Origin of the sequence: Clostridium homopropionicum DSM 5847 (genome assembly GCF_001263795.1) — a bacterium.
Taxonomy (GTDB): Bacteria; Bacillota; Clostridia; order Clostridiales; family Clostridiaceae; genus Clostridium_H; species Clostridium_H homopropionicum.
In genome coordinates this window covers 70890-93616 of the sequence record NZ_LHUR01000036.1, presented here as the reverse complement: position 1 = coordinate 93616, position 22727 = coordinate 70890, and the positions used below count along the sequence as shown (strand labels likewise).

24 protein-coding genes and 1 pseudogene are annotated in these 22727 nt (G+C 30.9%); 11 read left to right on the top strand and 14 right to left on the bottom strand.

What is annotated here, in order from left to right; genetic code table 11:
• Nucleotides 1-4: 4 nt before the first annotated feature.
• A complete protein-coding gene (locus CLHOM_RS14640) occupies nt 5-598 on the top strand; it encodes a histidine phosphatase family protein (RefSeq protein WP_052222426.1) in 594 nt (197 codons plus the stop codon).
• Nucleotides 599-619: 21 nt separating this feature from the next.
• Nucleotides 620-1951: a DVU_1553 family AMP-dependent CoA ligase gene (locus tag CLHOM_RS14635; protein ID WP_052222425.1), complete on the top strand. Its 1332-nt coding sequence runs from the start codon at nt 620-622 to the stop codon at nt 1949-1951.
• 245 nt (nt 1952-2196) lie between these two features.
• Here CLHOM_RS14635 and CLHOM_RS18405 read toward each other — a convergent pair whose 3' ends face one another.
• From CLHOM_RS18405 to guaD, 13 genes are all read right to left on the bottom strand, one after another.
• Nucleotides 2197-2370, bottom strand: a complete 174-nt coding sequence (locus tag CLHOM_RS18405) for a hypothetical protein (protein ID WP_161803230.1) — start codon at nt 2368-2370, stop codon at nt 2197-2199.
• A 247-nt stretch (nt 2371-2617) separates the two neighbouring features.
• Nucleotides 2618-3493 (bottom strand): DUF4097 family beta strand repeat-containing protein, encoded by an 876-nt coding sequence (locus CLHOM_RS14630; RefSeq protein ID WP_052222424.1) that lies wholly within the window; start codon nt 3491-3493, stop codon nt 2618-2620.
• Nucleotides 3486-4154: a permease prefix domain 1-containing protein gene (locus CLHOM_RS14625; protein WP_052222423.1), complete on the bottom strand. Its 669-nt coding sequence runs from the start codon at nt 4152-4154 to the stop codon at nt 3486-3488. The genes CLHOM_RS14630 and CLHOM_RS14625 overlap by 8 nt, the downstream gene beginning before the upstream one ends.
• Nucleotides 4147-4488: a PadR family transcriptional regulator gene (locus CLHOM_RS14620; RefSeq protein ID WP_052222422.1), complete on the bottom strand. Its 342-nt coding sequence runs from the start codon at nt 4486-4488 to the stop codon at nt 4147-4149. Before CLHOM_RS14620 ends, CLHOM_RS14625 begins: the two co-directional genes overlap by 8 nt.
• 269 nt (nt 4489-4757) lie before the next feature.
• Nucleotides 4758-5615, bottom strand: a complete 858-nt coding sequence (locus CLHOM_RS14615; RefSeq protein ID WP_052222421.1) for a YitT family protein — start codon at nt 5613-5615, stop codon at nt 4758-4760.
• Nucleotides 5616-5697: 82 nt separating this feature from the next.
• Nucleotides 5698-6354 (bottom strand): 7-cyano-7-deazaguanine synthase QueC, encoded by a 657-nt coding sequence (gene queC / locus CLHOM_RS14610; RefSeq protein WP_052222420.1) that lies wholly within the window; start codon nt 6352-6354, stop codon nt 5698-5700.
• 26 nt (nt 6355-6380) lie between these two features.
• The gene (gene folE / locus CLHOM_RS14605) at nt 6381-6968 is read right to left on the bottom strand and encodes a GTP cyclohydrolase I FolE (protein ID WP_052222419.1); all 588 of its coding nucleotides are present in this window, start codon (nt 6966-6968) and stop codon (nt 6381-6383) included.
• Nucleotides 6969-6971: 3 nt separating this feature from the next.
• Nucleotides 6972-7637: a putative 7-carboxy-7-deazaguanine synthase QueE gene (gene queE / locus CLHOM_RS14600; protein WP_052222418.1), complete on the bottom strand. Its 666-nt coding sequence runs from the start codon at nt 7635-7637 to the stop codon at nt 6972-6974.
• Nucleotides 7638-8069, bottom strand: coding sequence for a 6-carboxytetrahydropterin synthase QueD (gene queD / locus CLHOM_RS14595; RefSeq protein WP_052222417.1), 432 nt, complete (start codon nt 8067-8069; stop codon nt 7638-7640).
• Between the two features lie 22 nt (nt 8070-8091).
• Complete coding sequence (locus CLHOM_RS14590; protein ID WP_052222416.1) at nt 8092-8853, bottom strand: acyl-CoA dehydratase activase; 762 nt, start codon at nt 8851-8853, stop codon at nt 8092-8094.
• The gene (locus CLHOM_RS14585; RefSeq protein ID WP_052222415.1) at nt 8850-9851 is read right to left on the bottom strand and encodes a 2-hydroxyacyl-CoA dehydratase family protein; all 1002 of its coding nucleotides are present in this window, start codon (nt 9849-9851) and stop codon (nt 8850-8852) included. The genes CLHOM_RS14590 and CLHOM_RS14585 overlap by 4 nt, the downstream gene beginning before the upstream one ends.
• Nucleotides 9852-10154: 303 nt before the next feature.
• Entirely contained in the window at nt 10155-11264 is a 1110-nt protein-coding gene (locus CLHOM_RS14580; protein ID WP_052222414.1) for a DUF362 domain-containing protein, read from the bottom strand.
• A gap of 163 nt (nt 11265-11427) precedes the next feature.
• Entirely contained in the window at nt 11428-12726 is a 1299-nt protein-coding gene (guaD, locus tag CLHOM_RS14575; RefSeq protein ID WP_052222413.1) for a guanine deaminase, read from the bottom strand.
• 217 nt (nt 12727-12943) lie between these two features.
• Here guaD and CLHOM_RS14570 point away from each other — a divergent pair, with 217 nt between their 5' ends.
• The 9 genes and pseudogenes from CLHOM_RS14570 to CLHOM_RS14530 all read left to right on the top strand — a co-directional run bounded on the left by CLHOM_RS14570 (nt 12944) and on the right by CLHOM_RS14530 (nt 20314).
• The gene (locus CLHOM_RS14570; RefSeq protein ID WP_052222412.1) at nt 12944-14053 is read left to right on the top strand and encodes a helix-turn-helix domain-containing protein; all 1110 of its coding nucleotides are present in this window, start codon (nt 12944-12946) and stop codon (nt 14051-14053) included.
• Nucleotides 14054-14218: 165 nt separating this feature from the next.
• On the top strand, nt 14219-15256 hold the full coding sequence (locus tag CLHOM_RS14565; protein ID WP_052222411.1) for an SPFH domain-containing protein: 1038 nt from the start codon (nt 14219-14221) through the stop codon (nt 15254-15256).
• 25 nt (nt 15257-15281) lie between these two features.
• Entirely contained in the window at nt 15282-15470 is a 189-nt protein-coding gene (locus CLHOM_RS14560; RefSeq protein WP_052222410.1) for a type II toxin-antitoxin system antitoxin, read from the top strand.
• Complete coding sequence (locus CLHOM_RS14555) at nt 15463-16101, top strand: NUDIX hydrolase (protein WP_052222409.1); 639 nt, start codon at nt 15463-15465, stop codon at nt 16099-16101. The genes CLHOM_RS14560 and CLHOM_RS14555 overlap by 8 nt, the downstream gene beginning before the upstream one ends.
• 114 nt (nt 16102-16215) lie before the next feature.
• A complete protein-coding gene (locus CLHOM_RS14550) occupies nt 16216-17118 on the top strand; it encodes a helix-turn-helix transcriptional regulator (RefSeq protein ID WP_052222408.1) in 903 nt (300 codons plus the stop codon).
• A 69-nt stretch (nt 17119-17187) separates the two neighbouring features.
• Nucleotides 17188-17814 (top strand): GyrI-like domain-containing protein, encoded by a 627-nt coding sequence (locus tag CLHOM_RS14545; RefSeq protein WP_052222407.1) that lies wholly within the window; start codon nt 17188-17190, stop codon nt 17812-17814.
• A 1-nt stretch (nt 17815) separates the two neighbouring features.
• The gene (locus CLHOM_RS14540; protein ID WP_052222406.1) at nt 17816-18700 is read left to right on the top strand and encodes an SPL family radical SAM protein; all 885 of its coding nucleotides are present in this window, start codon (nt 17816-17818) and stop codon (nt 18698-18700) included.
• 12 nt (nt 18701-18712) lie between these two features.
• Nucleotides 18713-19369 (top strand): annotated as a pseudogene (locus CLHOM_RS14535) (nitroreductase family protein); the annotation flags it as partial.
• A gap of 123 nt (nt 19370-19492) precedes the next feature.
• The gene (locus CLHOM_RS14530; RefSeq protein WP_052222405.1) at nt 19493-20314 is read left to right on the top strand and encodes a Cof-type HAD-IIB family hydrolase; all 822 of its coding nucleotides are present in this window, start codon (nt 19493-19495) and stop codon (nt 20312-20314) included.
• 124 nt (nt 20315-20438) lie between these two features.
• On the opposite strand, the gene CLHOM_RS14525 is transcribed toward CLHOM_RS14530, so the two are convergent.
• Complete coding sequence (locus CLHOM_RS14525; RefSeq protein ID WP_052222404.1) at nt 20439-22583, bottom strand: DUF5050 domain-containing protein; 2145 nt, start codon at nt 22581-22583, stop codon at nt 20439-20441.
• Between the last annotated feature and the right edge of the window lie 144 nt (nt 22584-22727).

The following is a 22727-nucleotide window of genomic DNA, read 5'->3' as shown; positions in this document are numbered from 1 at the left end:
AGCCTTGAAGAGATATATATACCTTATAAGGCATGGAGAAACAGAGTACGGAAAAGAAAAAAGATATTTAGGGTATACTGACTGTAAACTCTCACAAAATGGGCTGCTGGATGCTGCAAAATTACATTTGGCTTTTAGAGATAAATCAATAGAGCATATATACAGCAGTGATCTTATAAGATGCAAAAGCACAATAAATATAGTTTTTCCACAAAGAAAAGTTGTATTTTTAGAAAGTTTAAGGGAAATAAATATGGGAGAATGGGATGGCTTAACTTTTGAAGAAATCAAAAAAAGAGAACCGGAGCAATTTAAAAAAAGAGGAGAAAACATCGTATCCTTTGCTCCACCTAAAGGAGAATCTTTTACCCAGTGCCAAGAAAGAGCAGTTGAAGTATTTTATAATATAGTTAAGTCAACAAATAATAACGTTGTAATATGTACCCATGCAGGTTTTATAAGAGCACTTCTTTGTAAGCTATTAAATAAAGATTTAGATTATATTTTTAATATAAAACAGGATTACGGGTGTATTAATATTATAAAATTTCAAGAAGACCAAATTTCAGTAGAAGCAATAAATGTTAAAAATCTGTAGACTAAATTATGGAGTGATAATATGTATAATACTCAATATGAACAATGGATGGAAGATGTTATTTCAAAGGAAGCAAATTTAAAATTAACCTGTGAAGATTTAGCTGTATATCAATTGCAAAAAATAAAAGAAGTCATAAATAAAGCTAAAAACAGCAGATTTTATAGTGAAAAATTAGAAAACTTTAAAAGCGAGGATATAAAAGATTTTAGCAGCTTTAAGAAGCTTCCTTTTACAACCGCAAAGGATATTAGTAAAAATCCACATGATTTTTTAGCTGTTCCACCTAGTGAAATTGAAAGAGTTGTAACTCTAAACACCTCAGGTACTACGGAAAAGCCTAAAAGAATATTTTTCACTTCAAATGATCTCAACTCTACAGTGGAATTTTTCAGATATGGAATGCTTAACCTGGTAAGTGAAGGGCAAAAAGTTTTGATTTTAATGTCAGGGGGAACTCCTTCAAGTATAGGAAAGCTTCTAGAAGAAGCACTTTCAAAGGCAGGCTGTGAAAGCATCATATATGGACCTGTTCGTGATCCATTTGATGTCTTAAAGTGTATTAAAGAGGAAAAGGTTGATTGTATTGTTGGGATACCTATTCAGGTGTACTATCTTGCAAAACTTAAAAATAATTGCGAAGAATATAAGGATATTACTTTAAGCAGCATTCTACTAAGTGCAGACCATATTTCAAAATTTATGAACAAAATTATTGAAAATGCCTTTAAATGCCATGTATTTATTCATTATGGTATGACTGAAATGGGATATGGCGGGGGAGTTAGCTGTAGGGCTGTAAATGGATATCACATGAGAGAAGTGGATTTATACACTGAAATCGTAGATCCAATAACAGGGGAGGATGTAAGAGAAGGCGAATATGGAGAAATTGTTTTTACTACTTTAAAAAGAGAAGGTATGCCTCTTATAAGATATAGGACAGGAGACATTGGAAGATTCTTGCTAAAAGAATGTGATTGCTGTGATGCTTTTAAAAGATTGGATTTCATTAAGGAAAGAATATCCGAAAGGCTCTTTCTTGATAAAGAAAGTTATATATCAATAAGCATGCTGGATGAAATAATACTTGGAATTGAAAATGTAATTGACTATAAGGCAGTATTAACAAAAGGTAATAAGAAGATTTTGAAAATATGGATAAAATTACTTGAAAATCATATAAAAACTAACCTGTCAGATATTTTATACGCTGCAAATAGACATGATTATTTTAGTAACTTATTAAAAAACAGCTTGATAGATATTGAATTTTCAGGTGTTTTAGAAAATATGGATATTAGCAGTGGAATGGCGAAGAGAAAGATAGTTTTTGAAGAGCAAGTTAAATGATGTACCAAATAGGAGGCTACCTTTTGAAAAAGACAGCAGAAAACAGATTACTCTTTATTCTAAGAGCAATCTGTTTTTTATATTATTCTATAAGTCTGAAAGGGGAAGAGCTAGCTGGAATGGAGAACAGATTGTGATTAAAGAGTATTTAGAAAAGGCACTAAAACTCTGCAATGATTTGAATCCAGCATACGGATATTTATTTTGGCTAAACGAACTGGATAATGGATTAGCACCTGGCAGCATTAAGCATTTTCTTCATAGATATTATGATTTCTGTTCATACTAGTAAGAGCAGAATTAAATATTTCTTCTTGCTGATTTTCATGGTTATAGAATTTTTCGCAAATTTCATTAGTATAATGTCTATTTTGTATTTCTCTATAATTCTCATTTAAAAAGTATTTTACAATATTCATAAAATCCACCCCTTCATTTTCATATAAAGCAGTATACCCTATATACGTATATTATATGCAAGAAATATTTGAGATGGAATATAAATAAAATATTAACAGGATAATTATTAATTTAACAGGGTTATAGTGCTATTTTATTTTGATATACATAATAATTTTAAAATTAAAGAAATTAAATTTAAATGGGGTATATGAAAAGTGGACTAAATTTTGTCGGGATTTTAACATACAATAAGCTGCATTATAGCTACTGTTGTATTTTTATATCTCCAGAAGTAGTAGTTACATCTATCTTTTTATAAGGTCCATTTCCAACCTTAGCATTTGCCTTAGTTCCTCTTTTATTTTCATAATTTAATTGAAAATTTGAGTTTATATCACCTGAGGTACATTGTCCATGAAACTCAAAACTTAAGTTTAATGGAATAGTTAATTTTATGTCACCAGAGGTTGTAGTAACCTTAGTATATTCACTTATATCTTTATAGGCAATTTTTATATCGCCTGATGTTACTAAAACTTCTCCAGTACCCCAAAGATTATTTATATCTATATCACCAGAGGAAGTTCGTATATTATAAGAGTTTACTTTTAAATTTTTTGCATTAAAATCTCCAGAGCTTTGGTGACACTTGAAATTATTTAAATTAATATCAGAATCAAAGACAATGTCACCAGAACTTAAATTTATATCTAAATCTTTTAAATAATTTTTAGGAATGTATAATTCAATTAATCTTCTATTGTACCCGAAAAATAATATATTTATATTTCTACTAGCTTTAGCTTTTCCAATACTTATTTTATTGTTTTCAGTATTAACAGTGAATTTTTCATTTTCTTTAAGCTTATTGCTGGATTTCTGAACAACTTTTAATTTAGGATCATCTGTTGAGTAGATAATTATATCCTCACTAGAAAAGTCTAATTTTATTTCATTACAATTTTCTATAGATAAAGTCTCCTCCTTTTGAATTTTAAGGGGACCAATATTAAAGGCTATAATGTCGAATATACCTCCATTTGATCTAGCATAAACAATGCCATAAATTAAAGCAGCTGAAAGGAAAAGAGCAATGATTAACCATATTGATATTAATATCTTTATAATACGTTTATTCATTTTTATATTTCCTCAATTCAAAGCTTAATGTTATAACTTTTTCTACAGCCGCTCCTATGATAAATATTACCCATGAGAATGCCCAAATCCCAAAAGTGAAACTAATAATGAAATAAAGAGCTAAGATTATAAGCCACACTATTGATTTTATAGATTTAATCAGTTCCTTTTCTTTGTTGGTAGTAGATTTCCATTCTTTGAACTCTTCTACTAAAGTATCATCAGCTTTTATATATTTAGAACGAGAAGCTGCATTGTATATGATAAGTCCAGTAGCAATAGCATCAATTGTAAGCATAAGACTTACGCTTATAACTTCATTTACTTGAAAAACTTCATTAAATATTAGTAGTACAACTACACTCATGATATATAAGCCTACAGAAACAGATAAAACTAATGCACTTTTTTCACGACGTTTCTGAATTTCTTCGTAATTTAAAACATCTTGATCTTTTAAACCTTTTATTAATTCATCAACGTCTCCAATGCCAGACATAACACTTTTAAAAGCTTCTTCTTCGCTTTTGCCAGAAGATACTAAGTCATTATATTTATCTATTAGGTTAGATAAAAGCTCTTCCTTTAATTCATAAGCTCTATGAGTCTTTGGTGCAGCTTCAAATAAATCTTCTACATTTTTTCGTAATTTTTCAATCATTTTCATTACCTCCATTTATTAATTTATCAATCAATTCTTTAGCTTCATTCCAATCTCTTTTATTTTGATTTAAAGAGATTCTTCCCAGGGAAGTTATAGAGTAGTATTTTCTTCTTGCTCCTGTAGTTTCGTCGCCCCAATAAGATGTTATTAAAGCCCCTTGTTCAAGGCGTCTAAAAGCGGAATATAAAGTTGCCTCCTTTAATTCATATTGATTATTTGTTTTTTCTTTAATGGACTTATTAATTTCGTAGCCATAGCTATCTTTTTCGGCTAAGTGAGCTAAAATGATAGTTTCTGTATGACCTCTTATGATATCTGAAGCTATAGACATACCCTCACTCCTATCAATATATTTGGTTAATTTCCAATTTATAGCTTTATTATATATTTATATACCTCATCTGTCAAGGTATATTAAAAAATTATATATATTTTTTAATGAAATAATATGGTTAATGTATTTTTAACAAAATAATAGGTGTAATTTTTATAAATATTTCTATTTTAAGCATAAAAAAAATGCAAACCAAAGTTTGCATAAGTTCTTTATAGCCATAAGCTATAAAGAGCAGAAAATAATCTTCCTAAATTGTAGTAAGACTAATGGATAGGTTTCTTTTTATATTTCTTTCCTGAAACATCCACATTTCCAATGGTCATTAAAGCATATTCGTCAAAGCCGTGAACAATATTTTTTACTTTCGCAATTTCAAGACGTGAAACAACAACGTATATTACGTTGGTCTCCACCTCCTTGTATCCACCTTTACCATCGAGGTATGTAAGACCACGACCAAGTCTGTCCATTATAGCTTCAGCTATTTCTTTGTGCTGCTCTGAAATAATCATTACAGCCTTGGATTCATCAATACCTTCTACGATAATATCAATAACTTTTACAGCTATGAAATAGGCTATAAGAGAGTACATTGCTCTATCCCAGCCAAATAAAAATCCTGCTGAGGTCAATATGAAAAAGTTAAAAAACATTACAATCTGACCAATAGAAAAACTGATTCTTTTATCAAGAATAATTGCAATTACCTCAGTTCCATCAGTTGATCCGCCAGTACGAATTATTATTCCAATTCCAAGACCAATTATTATTCCACCAAAAACTGATGCTAAAAGAATATCCTGTGTAGCACCAGGGATTGGATGAAGAACAGATACTCCTATTGAATAGCATATTACTGAAAAAAGGGTTGATAGGGTGAAGGTTTTTCCGATATGTTTATACCCGAAAATAAAGAATGGAAGATTAAGTACGAAAGTAAGTACTCCAAGAGGAACACTAGTAAAATGACTTATCATTATTGATATACCAACAATTCCACCATCAATTACTTTGTTTGGTATTAAAAATATCTCTAGTCCAATTGAGTAGAGAGCGGCACCTATAATCATAAAAATCATTTTGCTAGAAATGGAATATACTATACTTTTTTTGCCCTTCATAAAATCCCTCCTCGCAATAATAATATATCATAAAATAGTTAATATTTCTTCTATAATATATGAGGAGTGTGTAATAGGATAACTATTTTTTATATTTTTTAAACTCTAAATATCCTTGCTTTCTTAATTTACAAGCAGGGCATTCTCCACAGCCGTTGCCTTTAATACCGTTATAGCATGTCAAGGTTTCTTCTTTAATTATATCAAGTACTCCTAAATCCTCAGACATTTTCCATGTTTCTGCTTTGTTAATCCACATTAAAGGTGTTAAAATTTCAAATTGATAATCCATAGCTAAGTTCAATGTAACATTTAGGGATTTTATGAACACATCTCTACAATCTGGATATCCGCTGAAGTCGCTTTGAGATACTCCAGTTATAATTGTATTTATTCTTCGCTGCTTTGCAAATACTGCAACAAAGGTTAAGAATAACATATTTCGACCATCTACAAAGGAATTAGGAACACCATTCACAGGAGCAGAAGTATCCACCTTAATATCTTGTCTAGTTAATGAATTTGGTGCCAATTGATTTAGTAAACTTAAATCTAGAATATGATGTTCTATTTTATGCTTTTTGCATATGTCTTTTGCACACTCTAATTCTAATTTATGCTTTTGATTATAATCAAAAGAAACTGCTATAACTTCTTTAAACTTCTTTTTTGCCCAAAATAAACAAGTTGTACTATCTTGACCTCCGCTAAAAACTACTACTGCCTTTTCTTTATTCATAATTTTATTTCACCATCCATTTAATTTTATTTGTAAAGAGTTAATAATTTATTATTCAACATTGAATCAGTAATAAATTTTCCTTTAAAGGTTGTGGATATTGTTTTTGTACCTGGTTTTTGTATACCTCTTGTAGTCATGCAGCCATGTTCACCCTCTATAATAACAGCCACATCCTCTGAGTCAGTTATTTTCTGCATTATTTCTGCTATATCTGCTCCAATTCTTTCTTGAAGCTGCAGCCTGCGACCTACCATATCAGCTATTCTTGCAATTTTGCTTAAACCAATGATTTTTTTATTTGGAATATATGCTACTGCTGCCTTCATGTTATACATTAGGGCTAAATGGTGTTCGCAATAGCTGAATATTTCTATGTCTTTTATTAACACCATGTCCTGAGGGTTTTCATCTAATAATAAATCCTCTTCAAAGGTTTTATTAAACATTTCAGCAATTTCATCATTGGTATAACACATTCCCTTAAAGACTTCTTCATACATTTTAGCTACACGATTAGGGGTATCTTTTAGTCCTTCTCTATCAGGATCATCTCCTAAAGCTATTAAAATACCTCTAATATGTTCTTCGATTGATTTTATATCTATTGCCATAATTTATACGCCTCTCTTTTTTGGATCCCAAATAACCTTGTGAAGCTGTAGCTGAAGGTTAACTCCATTCATTTTATTATATTTCATAAACTCTACAATTTTATCCATAGATATTTTTCCAAAGACTGGACTTATATATAACCTAGTTCTATCCACAAGGGAATAGGTATCTATTAAATTTTTAGCTCTTTCTAAATCCTCAATGCTCCCGGATACAAATTTAACTGTATCTTTTTTAGATAAATATTTAAAATTATCTAGTGCCATTTTATTCTCCATATTACTAGAAGGAAGCTTATAATCCATAGTAAAGCTAGGTGGATTTTCAATGTGAGAAAATTTGTCAAAAATAACACTGCCGTTAGTTTCTATTTCAACATGAAGTTCTCTATCTTTAGAAAGTCTCTTTAACAGTTCTATTATTCCTTCTTGAATCAGGGGTTCTCCTCCAGTTAAAGTTATGTTCTTAATCCCAGTTGATTTTATATAGTCATAGATATCTTTATCAGTCATTAACTCATAAGGTATATCTATTTTATTAGCCCAAGCTGTATCACAGTAACTGCAGTTCAAATTGCAGCCTGAAAATCTTATAAATACGGCTAACTGACCACATAGTGGGCCTTCTCCGTTGACGCTAACAAACTTTTCAACTATCTTAAAATTCATTTAGTTTGCCTCACTTTCTTCATATACAGCACTGTTAGCAGGGGTTTCAAAAACTGTAGCTCTTTTTACGTTGTATCCTTTGTTTTTCATAGTATTAAAGAAAAAGGCTGCAAAATTTTCAGCTGTAGGTCTAAAATCTACACTTATTAAATTAAATCCATCTTCCATAAGACAATTCAATGTTTCTTTTCTCAAGGTTCCATTTTGTATAATCAACACATGGTCATAATAATCCACCATAGCTTTAACATCTTCTTTAAAATCTCCAAAGTCAACTATCATACCATCAAGCTGACCGCCTTTTTCTAATGTTTCCGATTGTATTTCAATTTCTACCTTCCATCTATGTCCATGGATGTTGCTGCATTTTCCTTCATAGTCAGCAAGAAAATGAGCACTATCAAAGTAGTGTTCTGTTTTTAAAATATACATGTAAATGCCTCCTTATGTTAATTTACTTTAAAATCTTGCTACCAAAATAACAGCAGCCAATTGCTCCGTTAAATTGAGGCTCACTAATAGGTACAATATTTTCATAATCTCTTCTTAGAAAATTTTTTATTGAAGTATTACTGGCAACACCGCCAGTTAAAACTAAATTCTTTCCTTTAAATTTACTTATTAGAGGATGAAGTCTTTTATATAGAGAATAGTTTACCCCAGCACATAAACGTTCAATAGAGATACCTTCAGCTATCTTACCTATTAACTCTGACTCGGAAAATACTGCACAGGTTGAATTTAATTCCACAGGGTTTTCTGAGTGCTTACTCATTTCATCAATAGATATTTCAAGGACATTAGCCATATTTTCTAAATATCTACCGCAGGAGGCAGCACATTTCTCGTTAAGTTCTAAATCAGTAGTAATTCCTTTTTCTACTTTTATAACCTTAAGGTCTTGCCCACCTATATCTAAGAGTATAAAATCTTTTAACTGAGTTTGATAAATTGCTCCATAGACATGAGCTTTTATCTCATTAATTGGTGTAAATAACTTTAAATCAGTATTGTTTCTTCCATAGCCTGTAGATACAGCCTTGTCAATTTCTTTTAAGTTTAGCTTTTCTAAATCCACAACAATTTTGCCGTGAAAATTACAGTAATCCTTGTAAAAGCTCATGGTACTGACTTTCTGTTTTTGTATTATTTTATTATTTTCCATTAAGACAATCTTAACTTCTCTACTTCCAAGATCTATGCCAAGTACTCTCATTCTTTACTCTCCTTTAAATCTAGCAGCATATCAAGAAAAGCTTCTAATCTAAGCTTAGTTCTAGCATCTAGAGTATTTAATTTATCTCCCTCAATATTTAATATAGGAATATTAAGCTTTTCTTTTAAGATAATATCATCTATTGAACGATAGCAAAAAGCCTGAGTGTAGTGGATGATTGCATCTAATTTTCTTTCTTTAATTTGTTTTTCTAGTTCTTTAATTCTATATTCCATATCATAAGGATAAGTATAATCGTAATACTGTTCATAAATATTTGAGGCAATATCTGCTCTTGGAAAGGCAAATTCTCTTTGGACCTCATTATATACAAAATGTGCATTGAATTTTTCAACAAATTCATATATATCTCCAGTCATAGGAGGAACTCCTATATAGCCCAATCTGATTTTTTTTACTACAGGTTGTCTTTTCCTCATGTCCTTAAGTGCCTTTTTAAGGTCAGCTTCAAAGGCGGACATATCACCGTTAGCATCACTGAGGCTTACTTGATATAGATGATTCTCAAAGCCGCTGACTTTGTTTTGTTTATAGGTAAGTTCATCAATTTCCTTTGCTAATTGTCTTAGAGAGTTTAGCTTTTCCCTAATTATTTCAACTTCTTCAAGCTCTACCTGAAATATATCCATAAATTTGTTTATTTCCTTTTTTACATCCTCCTTCTTATGACTGTGAGGAAAGGAAAAGGGATGGATATTAATTCCTTTTAACTTAAATACATCAATAAGAGCTTTAGTATTAGAGCAATCACCTTCCATGACACCAACAATATCTTTTATATTGTTTTGAAGACATGCTCCATAAATTCCTTTAATCCAAGCACACATGCTTTTAGGAAATCCATCTCTTTCAGCCATATCTATATATTTTGTATACTCTTTTGAGGTTATGAAAATGTTGTTTAAATCTATTGGAGTATATCCTGCTGCAATAAGAACTTCTATTGGTACTGTTGTTGTTAATCCTATTTTTTTCACTTTATTTTCTCCCGATAATATTTAATAAAAATAAAAAAGGGCACAAAGTGCCCTAAACAAAAAAAGCTACCTAACTCGGTAGTATGACCTAGTTTTGTTTATAGACAGGATGGTTCAAACGAACTGTCTCTATTGTATTTTAAGTCTCTTTATAGTTTACTATAGGGTGCAAAGTAAGTCAATTGAAGTTTTATCTATAAAAAGATAATAATGTTTATAAAGTTCATAGTTGTAGTTAATTGCTTATTAGTAAAAAAGCACAACCTTAAGATAAAGGCTGTGCCTTTTGAAATTTTTAAAATCTTAAATTCTTACTAATTCATAGTCAAGAGAACCAAAACCAAGTTCTTCACCGTGCTTTAAACCAGTTTCCCAATTTGTATTTGAATGAATATGATTGAATTTATCTTCCCCTTCGTGATAATGGTGATCAGTCATTTTTGATCCAAGCATAATTGGAGCTTTATTTACTAAGTCAACACTAGCCATATCTAGAGCAATAGGATCAAAGGAAGCAGCTATCCCTATATCAGGTACAATTGGCATATCATTTGAGTTGAAGCAGTCACAATCTGGAGAAACATTCATTATGAAATTTATATGAAAATTTTGTTTATCCTTTATAACTGCATAAGCGTATTCAGCAATTTTTTCATTAGCAGTATCCGCTGACTCATTCCATATAACCTGTGCTGCGTTAAACTGGCATACAGCAACACATTGACCGCAGCCTATACATTTGATGTAGTCTATAGAAGCTTTTCTATTTTCGTTAAAGCTTATAGCCTTTTGAGAGCAGCTCTTTACACATTGTCCGCAGGTTACACATTTTTTCTCTTTAATCTTAGGTTGTGAAGCAGAGTGCATTTCTAGTTTTCCACCTCTTGAACCAGAACCCATACCTAGGTTTTTTATAGCTCCACCAAATCCAGTCATTTCATGACCTTTAAAATGATTCATAGAGATTATTACATCAGCATCAGCAATGGCAGAACCTATTTTTGCAGTTTTACAGTGCTTGCCATTAACTTCGATTTCTCTATATTCAGTACCCTTAAGGCCATCAGCAATAATTATATTACAGCCAACTGTTAATGGATTAAAGCCATTTTCAAAGGCAGCAGTTAAATGGTCAACTGCATTTGATCTTCTTCCAGTATATAAAGTATTAGAATCTGTTAAAAAAGGTATCCCACCTAGAGCTTCAATAACCTTTACTATTTTTGCAGCATAGTTAGGTCTTATATAAGCTAAGTTTCCTGGTTCTCCAAAGTGAATTTTTATTGCTACAAATTTATTATTAAAATCAATGTTTTCAATACCTGCAGTCTTAACTAATTTCTCAAGCTTGTCTAATAAATTAAAACCTGGCTTAGTTCTTAGATCCGTAAAATATACCTTTGACTTTTCCATTGTGATCCTCCTTAGATAATTAAAATAGACGCAATACTATGATTATATACATTGTAGAAATAAATCTACAAAGACATAGTACTATTAGTTCTGTATTAGTAACATTTTATAATGTTTTTAAGTATAATTCAACAGAAGTATGCAGAGCTGCAAAATATATATCCTATAATTGGATTAAACTTCTGGGTTCTTCTATTAAGTTACCACAAACATATCTATGAAGAATGTGTCTATCATCTCCAACATAAATAAATCTTTCAAGTCTTTCTTCTAAGGAGTAGTTAAAATAATTAAGTTCAGAATCATCAATAACTAGAGCATCAAAATCGTAACCTTCTTCAAAGCTTCCTACCTTTCCAAAGAAGCTGCCGCCAGTTTTTGTAGCAATATAAAAAGCTTCAGAATTAGAAAGGAATGGAATTTCTTTATTGGAATTTGCCCAAAACAGCTTGGATACTTGAATGGCATATATCATGGTTTTGAAGATAGAGCAGGTATGGCCTCCGCTTATATCAGAGCCAAAGGCAACTCTTATATCATTATCAAGGAATTTTCTAATAGGCATCATGCCGCTTCCAACATTTAAATTAGAGCTTGGGCAGTGAACGGCAATCACATTATTTTCTTTCATTAAAGCCATTTCTTCTCTTGAAGAAAAGCTGCAATGAGCCATTAAAGTTGGACTTTGACCCAAAAGATTATATTTATTATAAACCTCTCCATAAAAGTTTGAGGTTGGATGAAGTTCTTTTACCCAGGCTATTTCATTTTTATTTTCTGAAAGATGGGATTGAACGGATACCTTGTATTTTATACTTAATTCTCCAAGCCCCTTCAAAAGTTCACTACTACAAGTGGGTACAAATCTTGGAGTAATTATTGGCTTTACAATAGGGGATTTATCTTTATATTTAACTATTATTTCTTCTGTATCCATAAGTGAATCTTCTGATGTTTCACATAGATAAGGAGGAGAGTTTAAGTCCATGTTAACCTTACCTACATATGCTCCTAGACCTGATTTAATAAAAAGCTCCATTAAATCCATTGATGCATTTTTATGAATAGTTGCAAATACTGCTATTCTAGTAGTACCTTGCTTCCAAACTTCTTTAATAAATCTTTCATAAACATTTCTGCTATAATCTAAATCTTTAAATTTGGACTCTTCAGGAAAGGTATAATCATTTAGCCAAGGAAGCAGTTCTTTATCCATTGCCATTCCAAGGTGTCTAAATTGAGGGGCATGGGCATGGAGATCATTCATGCCAGGAATTATCAATTTATTACTGTAGTCTATTATTTTAAAATCATTGTATTCTTCAGGTAATATTTTATATACATTTTTTACTTTACCATTAACAATTACTATATAGCCATTCTCTATAGTAAAAAATTCATTAGGAGTTGGTGTGAAAATAATGTTTCCTTTAAAAATTTTAGTAGAATCTATTATACTCATCTAGTTTACACTCCTTATATTAGGATAGGCGGATTTATTTAAAATATTAATATTCAGTCTAAATACATTTTAGCATAGTTAACATATAAAGGAATAAAAACTTAACTAACGGTTAAATTTTAACTCTAATATTCAACTATGCATCCATTGGTGATAGAGTTGAATTAAGGTATACTTTATTCATGGGGCCTCAAATAAAACTATGGAGTGATATATTATGGATAAATTACCAATAGGTGAAGTGATTTTTAAATTAAGAAAAGAAAAAAATATAACTCAAGATCAATTAGGAAATTTTATAGGTGTTTCAACAGCGGCAGTTTCAAAGTGGGAAAGCGGAATTTCATATCCGGATATAACTTTGCTGCCTATTCTTGCAACATTTTTTAATGTATCAATAGATATGCTTTTGAACTATAACATTGAAATCTCTGATGGAGAGGTTATGAAAATATTTAGTCAGTGTGAAGCTGAATTTAGCACTGGTGATCTAGAAAAGGCTATAGATTTGAGCAAAAACTATGTATTAAAGTATCCAGGAAGCTATTTATTAAAACTTAGAATAGGTTTTTTATTTACTATGTATTCATGGAAAGGAAAAGGGGAAGAGGAATACATGAATATGATAGTCTATGCCATTGAATTATTTGAAGATTTAGCTAAAAACTGCAGCAAAATGGAGCTGGTGGAGGCAGCTTTGTTTCAGCTAGGTGCTTTATATTCAGGGATTGGAGAAGAGGATAAGGCGATTGAGGCTTTAAATAAGATTAATAAAAGTCAGTGCGACCCCAATGATATTCTTGCAAGTATTTATATTCAGAAAAATGAACTTAAAAAGGGTAGAGAGCTGTTTCAAAGTAAGCTTTATAAGAGTATACATGATATATCACTGATTTGTATGGCATTAGCAAATTCACATAGTAAGAATGAAAAAAATCTAATTTTAGTAGAGAAATATTATAATTTATCTATTAAAATTAAAGAAGCATTTCTCCCAGAAGCTGCTTCAGTAATAGGGCTTTCAACTGAGTACCTTAATTTTGCACAAAGCTATTTAAAATTTAATGAAAAAGAAAAAGCTATTGAGATGCTAAAGAAAATGATAGAAGATATGAAAAGAAATGATATAAATAGGCCAGGAAAATTTAATGATGTTTGGTGCTTTAATGAAATAAAAGATGGAGAACGTACAATAACAATGAATCTATATGAAAATATGTTTAAGATTTTTGAAGGAGAAGAATTTGATTTAATTAGGGAAAGTGATGATTTTATTGACATAGTGAAGGATTTAAAGGATATTGAAAAAAGATCTATTTCAAGATAGGTATAGAAGAGGTGGTATTGAAAACTTGCTAAAAAGTACTTCCTCTTTTTTTATTTTTTAAGGACATAGTATTGACAAATATTTCATTTAGGAATAATATAAAAGTGATATTAAAATAATATCATAATAATAATTAATTGATAAAAATACAAAGGGGGTTCTAAAATGTCAGATATTATAAATACAAAAGAAAAGCAACTTCATTCTGAAGAAATTGAACTAAAAGCTAAAAATGGTATGGCAATTTTACTCCTAAATATTACTCTTATGATTCTTTCTGTGGTTGGATTTGTTTTTGGAATCATTCTTGTAAATAAAAGCCATAGTATTGCCCTACCAGTAATTTTAATAATTGTAAGTGCTCTATACTTTTTAATAGTAGGTCCAATTCTTTTTGCTGGTTTAAAAGTGTTAAAACCTAACGAAGCACTTGTGCTTACATTTTTCGGAAAGTATTATGGTACACTAAAAGGAGAAGGATTTTTCTTTGTAAATCCTTTCGTTACTGCTGTAAATCCAGCAACTTCAGCAACATCAACTGGTGCAATTGCGATTGAACATCCCACTGCTGCTGGAAAGAACACAGTGCATACAGCAAACGTAGGATTAGTAAATAAAAAAATTTCTCTTAAAGCTATGACATTAAATAATGATAAGCAAAAGATAAATGATCAATTAGGAAATCCTATAATAATTGGAATAGTTGTTATTTGGAAGGTTGTGAATACTGCAAAGGCAGTATTTAATGTGGATAACTATACTGAATATCTATCTATTCAATGTGACTCTGCTCTTAGAAATATTGTTAGGCTCTACCCTTATGATGCATCTAGTGAAGATAATGAAAAATCACTACGAGGCAGCAGCCAAGAAATAGCAGAAAAAATAAAAGCAGAAATACAATCAAAGGTAGAAATAGCTGGTCTTGAAATTTTAGAGGCAAGAATAACACACTTAGCTTATGCGCCTGAGATTGCAGCAGTAATGCTTCAAAGACAACAGGCTTCAGCAATTATTGACGCAAGACAAATGATAGTAGAAGGTGCAGTTGGTATGGTGGAAATGGCACTTTCAAAGTTAAATGAAAATGATGTTGTGCATTTAGACGAGGAAAGAAAGGCAGCTATGGTTAGCAACTTACTAGTGGTACTTTGCGGCAACAAGGATGCTCAACCAATTGTTAATAGTGGATCTATTTACTAATAAAAGAAAGGTGGGATGGTGATAAATGGATAGTAAAGGAAAAGATAAAAAACAGGTATTGCTGCGATTATCACCGTCCCTTTGGCAGGAATTAGTAGTCTGGGCGGAAGATGATTTTCGTTCAATAAACGGACAAATTGAATATCTTTTGACAGAGTGTGTAAGGCAGCGTAAAAAGGGCAAAAAGAGTGTAGGAGATCAGCATGATGAATAAATGTGATAATGAAATTCTTAACTATTATGATGAAGAAGGAAATAATATAGGAAAAGCGGAAAGAAGTGAAATACATTTAAAGGGATTATGGCATAAAACTTTTCAATGTTGGATTGTAAAAAAAGAAGAAGATCAATATTATTTACTTTTTCAAAAGAGACATCCTAAAAAGGATACAAACCCAAATCTTTATGATATAAGTTCAGCCGGTCATTTGCAGCATGATGAAGATACAGAGGATGGAGTTCGTGAATTAAAGGAAGAGTTAGGAATTGATGTGTCCTTTGAAAAGCTAATCCCTCTTGGGGTCATAAAAAATGTTACTAGATATAAAAATTATATAGATAAAGAGTTCAATTTGTTATATCTATATATAAGTGATAAGCCCCTACAGGAGTATACAATTCAGCTAGATGAATTAACCGCTCTTGTTAAGATTCCATTAAAGGACGTTATAAAACTTTTTAATGGAGATATACATGAGGTTTTATCAGAAGGAATTGAATATGATGAGCATGGACAAAGTAATCCCGTGAAAAAATATCTTAAATTAGACGATTTTGTTCCTCATGGGAATGAGTATTATAATTATGTATTTAGTAAAATTGAAGAGGTACTTAAAGAACTCTAAAGACATGTCCAGTAGTTGTTAATATAGCTGCTGGAATTTTGCTTTTTATATATAACCATAATATGACATAACGTTGTCATGTTTATATGATAAAATGAACATAGGTGATGGAATATGCAAATTAATAGACTTCTAGAAATTATATATATTTTACTTGATAAAAAGATAGTAACGGCTAAAGAATTGTCTGAGCATTTTGAGGTTTCAAAGAGAACCATTTATCGTGATATAGATACGCTAAGTGCAGCAGGTATACCTATTTACACTAATAAGGGCAAAGGTGGAGGCATTAGTTTGCTGGACAACTTTGTGATTAACAAATCTATGCTTTCAGAAAAAGAACAAATTGATATTTTATCCTCACTACAAGGATTTAATGCTCTAAATGCTGTAGATGTAGAACCGGTGCTCAAAAAGCTTTCTACCATGTTTCATAAGAAGAATACAAATTGGATTGAAGTTGACTTAACTCAATGGGGCAGCAACTCAGATAATATTGACAAGTTCAACTTACTTAAAACAGCAATACTCAATAGAAATATTGTTTCTTTTAATTACTTTAGTTCTTATGGGAAAATAACAGAAAGAACTATAGAGCCAATGAAACTTCTATTTAAAGGACAAAGCTGGTATGTCTATGGTTTTTGTAAGGATAAAGGTGATTTTAGAATATTCAAAGTTACTAGAATGAAAAATCTAAGCTGCTCCAATGAGACATTTATAAGAGAAGTACCAAAATATAGTTGGAGTACTACAGAAGACTACAATAATAAAATGATAAAAGTCATATTAAAAATTGAAGAGCGCATGGCATATAGAATTTATGACGAGTTTGATGAAAAGGATATATTAAAAAATCTAGATGGAAGTTTTACTGTTACTATGACCTTCCCAGAGGATGAGTGGGTTTATGGATATGTGCTGTCATATGGGAATTATGCAGAGGTTTTGGAGCCAAAGTATATTAGGGAAATTATAAAAAGAAAATTTGAAGAAGGCTTGAAAAAGTATCTATAATATGACACACAGTTGTCAAGTTACAACTGCTATACTAATTTTATTAAAACACGAAAAGAGGTATTTATAATGGAAAAGGTAGATTATAAAAAAGTATTTAAAGACTTATATTTGCCAAAGAAAAGTCCAGTGATAATAACAGTTCCAGCTATGAATTTCATTATGCTTGAGGGAGAAGGAAATCCAAATGGCGAAGAATTTGCTCTTGCTACTGCTGCATTATACAGTTTAACTTATGCGGTTAAGATGTCCTACAAAATCGATAATGTTCCAGCTGGATATTATGATTACACAGTATTTCCATTAGAGGGAGTATGGGATCTGATAGATAAGACTTTATCTCATACAGATAAAAATAATTTAAAATATAAAATTATGATACGTCAGCCAGATTTTTTAACTCCTGAATTATTTGAACGCTTTTTATATGAAACTAAAAGGAAAAAGCCAAATATTTACCTTGATAAATTAGAATTTGGTACAATATCAGAAGGTTTATGCTGCCAAATGCTTCATATAGGAAGCTATGACGATGAACCAGCGAGCTTTGAGATGATGGAACAGTTCTGTAAAGATAACGGATATAGAAGAACACATCTTACTCATAGGGAGATATACCTTTCAGACCCACGAAAAACAAAGCCTGAAAAGTTAAAAACAGTACTAAGGTTTAAGGTAGAAGCTGAGGGAAAATAAAATGAAATTTATTCAGGCGAAAACAATAGTTTCGGGATATAGTGAAAATAACTCTTGGTTTGGAAATAACTACAATATGAATATTTATAAAGGCTGCTGTCATGGGTGCATTTATTGTGATAGCCGCAGTGAATGTTATCATATAGAAAATTTTGATGAGGTAAGGACAAAAGAAAATGCTCTTGCCTTAATTGAACGTGATCTGAAATCCAAACGTAAAATTGGTGTAATAGGAATGGGGGCAATGAGTGATCCGTATAATCCATTTGAAAAGGAACTTAAGCTAACAAGAGGTGCCCTAGAGCTTATTCACCGTTATGGTTTTGGGGTATCTATTGCAACCAAGAGCAATTTAATTGAAAGGGATGTAGATGTTTTAAAAAAGATTTCTTCACATTCTCCAGTTTTGGTAAAGATAACCATAACTACTGCTGATGATAATATGTGTAAAAAAATCGAACCAAATGCAGCCTTATCTTCAGAAAGATTCGTTGCAATAAAAAAATTGACAGAGGTAGGCATTTTTACAGGCATATTATTAATGCCAGTGCTTCCATTTATTCAGGACAACCAGGATAATATTATGAGAATTATTGAGCTTGCCCATAAAAATGGAGCACGTTTTATATATCCTGCTTTCGGTGTGACCTTAAGGCAAAATCAAAGGGATTGGTATTTTAGAAAATTGGATGAGCTTTTTCCTGGCACTAAAGAAAAGTATATTAAGCAATTTGGAAATGCCTATGAATGCCGCTCTCCCAAAGCTAAAGAATTGTGGAATTTGTTTCAAGGTGAATGCCGCAGATTAAGAATCCTCTATAAAATGAGTGATATCATTAAAACGTATAAGCAAGAGTATAAAAAGGAGCAGCTTTCTTTTTTATAAGGTGCCAGGCACCTGAATGCTGCATTTGAAGCACCAACGGCAGGTGCCATGATGCTTTACACAATACTAGATATTACTGACGAAGAAACAAAGAAAAGACTTGCAGTGTTATGCGATGATCAGCCATTTATTGTTAGGGCACCTTTAGTTCTTATATTTCTAGCAGATTATCAAAGATGGTATGATTCCTTTTACTATGAAGGCTGTAATCCTAGGAAGCCAGGAGAAGGAGATATTTTACTTGCTTGTGCTGATGCTATAATAGCTGCTCAAAATACAGTTGTAGTAGCAGAGTCCTTAGGAATAGGAAGCTGCTATATTGGTGATATAATAGAAAATTGTGAATCTGTAAGAGAGCTATTAGCATTACCTGATTATGTATTACCAGCTGCCATGGTGGTTTATGGTTATCCAGTAGAATCTCAAAAGAATAGAAAGAAGCCAGCACGCTTTGACGATAAATACATAGTATTTGAAAATAAATATCATAGGCTTACTAAAGAAGAACATACAGAGATGCATAAGTCCAGATATGAGAAGGAGGACTTTGAAAATAGAAATACTAATGAAAATATTAAAGCCTTTTGCAATCGTAAATACATGTCAGACTTTGCTTTAGAAATGAATCGTTCAGCAGCAGAATACTTGAAAAAATTCTCATCAAAGTAACATGCAAAAAAGCTTACCATTCACTGTTTTAATAAGACTTTTAGAATGCTATAATTGTAGTTAAGGTTATACTCAACTAAAGAAAAAATAAAATTATAATATGATGGACAGGAGAAGATACAATTGACTAAATATAAGTGGTGCGTATGTGATATGGATGGGACACTATTGAATTCAAAAGATACTATATCAGAAGAAAATGAAGCAGCATTAAAAAAGCTTCAACAAGATGGAACTGAAGTAATTATCGCATCAGGAAGACTTGATCTAATGGTAAAGCGGTTTGTTAAGCAATTAGATTTAAAGGGACATGTTATATCCTGTAATGGTGGACTAATTAGAAATATTAAAACAGGAGAAATACTATATTCAAAGATTATTGACAAATTCACTGTAAGAGAAATAATAGACTATTGCATGGATCGTAGCATAAGTTTTTTAATATATACAACGGATACTGTATATTCAGATAAAAATAATCCTAGAATTAAAAAATTTGAAAACCTTAATAAAATCCTATCAGATGATATGCAACTACCTATAGAGTATATTGATAAAGAAAATGTTGAAATTATAGATCATATAGAAACTTTAAAAATCTTATTGGTTTGCAAGGATCATGAAGAAGTTGAACTAATGGAAAAGAAGTACTCAAAATATAGCAGTCTAACTGCAGTAAGCTCAATGAATGGCTTACTTGATATAATGGCTTCTGATATTTCTAAAGGAAATGCACTAAAAGTATTATCAGAAAAGCTAGCAGTTGATCTAAATAAAGTTATTGCCTTCGGAGACAATTACAACGATATGGAGATGTTTCAGTGTGTTGGTATGCCTATAGCCATGGAAAACGCCGTTGAAGATATTAAAGTGGTGGCAAAGTATGTTACTAAATCAAATGATAATTCTGGTATTGCCTACGCAATAAATAATTTTTTACTGTAGTAAAGCGTTAAAGGTGACAGGCACCGGAGAAAAGACTAAATGCCACTATAAAAAGGGAAAAAGCTACGCATGTTTAATTTAATAGCGTAGCTTTTTTATTAGAGAGATTAATAAGAAACTAAATTTACTCAATATATTGCTTGCCTGTTCCATCAGGTTTTATTTTAAACATGATGCCATTATAACCATAGCAATAAATCCATTCTCCAGCAGAAATTATAGTGTTTATTTCTGTATTATCTAAAGCTTTATCTCCAGTACCATCAATATTGACTCTATATAGTACTCTTTGGCTCGAATCTAAAGCATAGTTAATGTAATATACATAGTCTCCTATTACATTCGGCTTAGACACATTATTATTAGTTAATTTAAGTTTTTCATTGCCATTAATTAAGATTTTGTATAATCTGTCTTGATCGGATCTATCATAATAATAAATATATCCATTTGAGACTTCTAGCTTAGTTGGTTGTAATTCATCTAGTAGAGTAGTCTTTCCAGTTCCATCAGTTTTAACCTTATATAAACCAGTGCTATCATCATATACGTTATAATATACCCATCCTTCAGATACATCGTAATCAAAAGTTCTTCCGACATTAAGTACTGTTCTTGAAGTTCCATCTAATTTAACTTTGCAAAGATATTCTTGACCATCATAAGAAAGGCTAAGATAGTATATCCAATCATTAACTACCAAAACATCCATAACCTCTTCGTCCATTATCTTTGTATTGCTAGTGCCATCAATTTTCATCTTATAAAGTCCCAGGTCATTTTGATTATTGTAGTAAATCCAATCTCCTAAAACATTTATACTTGCTGGATTGTCTTTATTAAGTAAGGTTTTAGAGCTTCCATCAGTTTTCATTTTATAGAATTCATCTGAATTTGGAGCACCGTAATAAATCCAATCACCGCTCTTAGCCATTCTACCATAATTGATCTTGTTACCACCAGTATTTCCTCTGACATCTTCTTGTGGCATGTATAGCGACTGTTTTTCAGTGCCGTCTAACTTCAATTTAAAATTTTTTTTCTCATAAGATTGGCAGTAAATCCATTGACCTGAAGAATAGAAAAAGTATATTCCTGAGTTATCAATAGCTTTTTCCTCTGAACCATCTACTTTTATTCTGCTTAGAATCCTATCATTATTTTCATTGCTAAACCTAATATAATATATATAATCGCCTATAATATTGATATTGTATACATTGTTATCTGAAAGCTTTGTTTTATTGTTTCCATCAGTATCAATTTTGTAAAGGCTAGTATTATCTGTATCAGACATAGATGTATAATAAATCCATCCCTTTGAAACCATTACTTCATTAGCATTGTCAGCAATCTTATACAGTCCGGTTCTATCAGACTTAACTTTATAAAGAGAGTTATCATAGACATATGAGAAATATACCCATCCATTATATACATCATAGTAATATGCTCTTTTTTGAGAGACACTAGTTTTGGAAGATCCATCTAATTTTACTCTACATACATGTTCATAAGTGTCTTTATTAAAGCTTATGTAATATGCCCACCCATCTACAATATTTAAATTTGATCCATTATCTTCAATAAATTTACTTTTATTTGAACCGTCAGTTTTCATCTTGTAAAATACATCATCTTTAAAATCATAGTAATAAATCCAATCGCCTACTATATTAATGTCATATGGATCATCATCATTTAATAAGGTTTTAGAAGATCCATCCAGCTTCATTTTATAAAATCCTTGAATATCTTTATTGTAAATAACTCCATTGAAATAAATCCAATCACCAACTTGAATCATTTTTCCACTATTGTTTAGGTTTCCAGAAGTATTTCCTCTAATTTCATCTACAACCTTTGTATTTGGGTCATCTTTAATAGTAAATTGCATTACTGCATCTTGATTCAGAACTTTACCAGAGTTTGATTTAATGCCATTAGCAGAAGATTTTACTTCTAAAGAGTAAGTTTCACCATACTTGTAGCCTCCTTGGGGAGCTTGTACAATAATTGATTTTCCGTCTTTATCTATGGCGGTAGTTACATCTACTTTGTTATGATTTTTATCAAGCACACTAATATTATCTTTAATACTATTAGAATCTAATTCAAGACTTAATTTTATTAACCACTGTTTAGTTGGGTCTATATTTATTCTTTTATCAAAGGATTTTGATCCACTTTCACTAATAGCAAAAGTTGTATTACTAAAGAATAGTGTAAGAATAAAGCAAACACTTAAAGATTTAAATAGTTTTTCCATGTTGAATCCTCCTTTTGTTATTAAATATATTATATACCAATATTTAATTTAATTAAATAATACATTATAATATTTGAAAGGATGTTATTGATTAGAAATTTGTACTACAAAAAACTTTTATTCTATTACCACGTCTAATGGGTG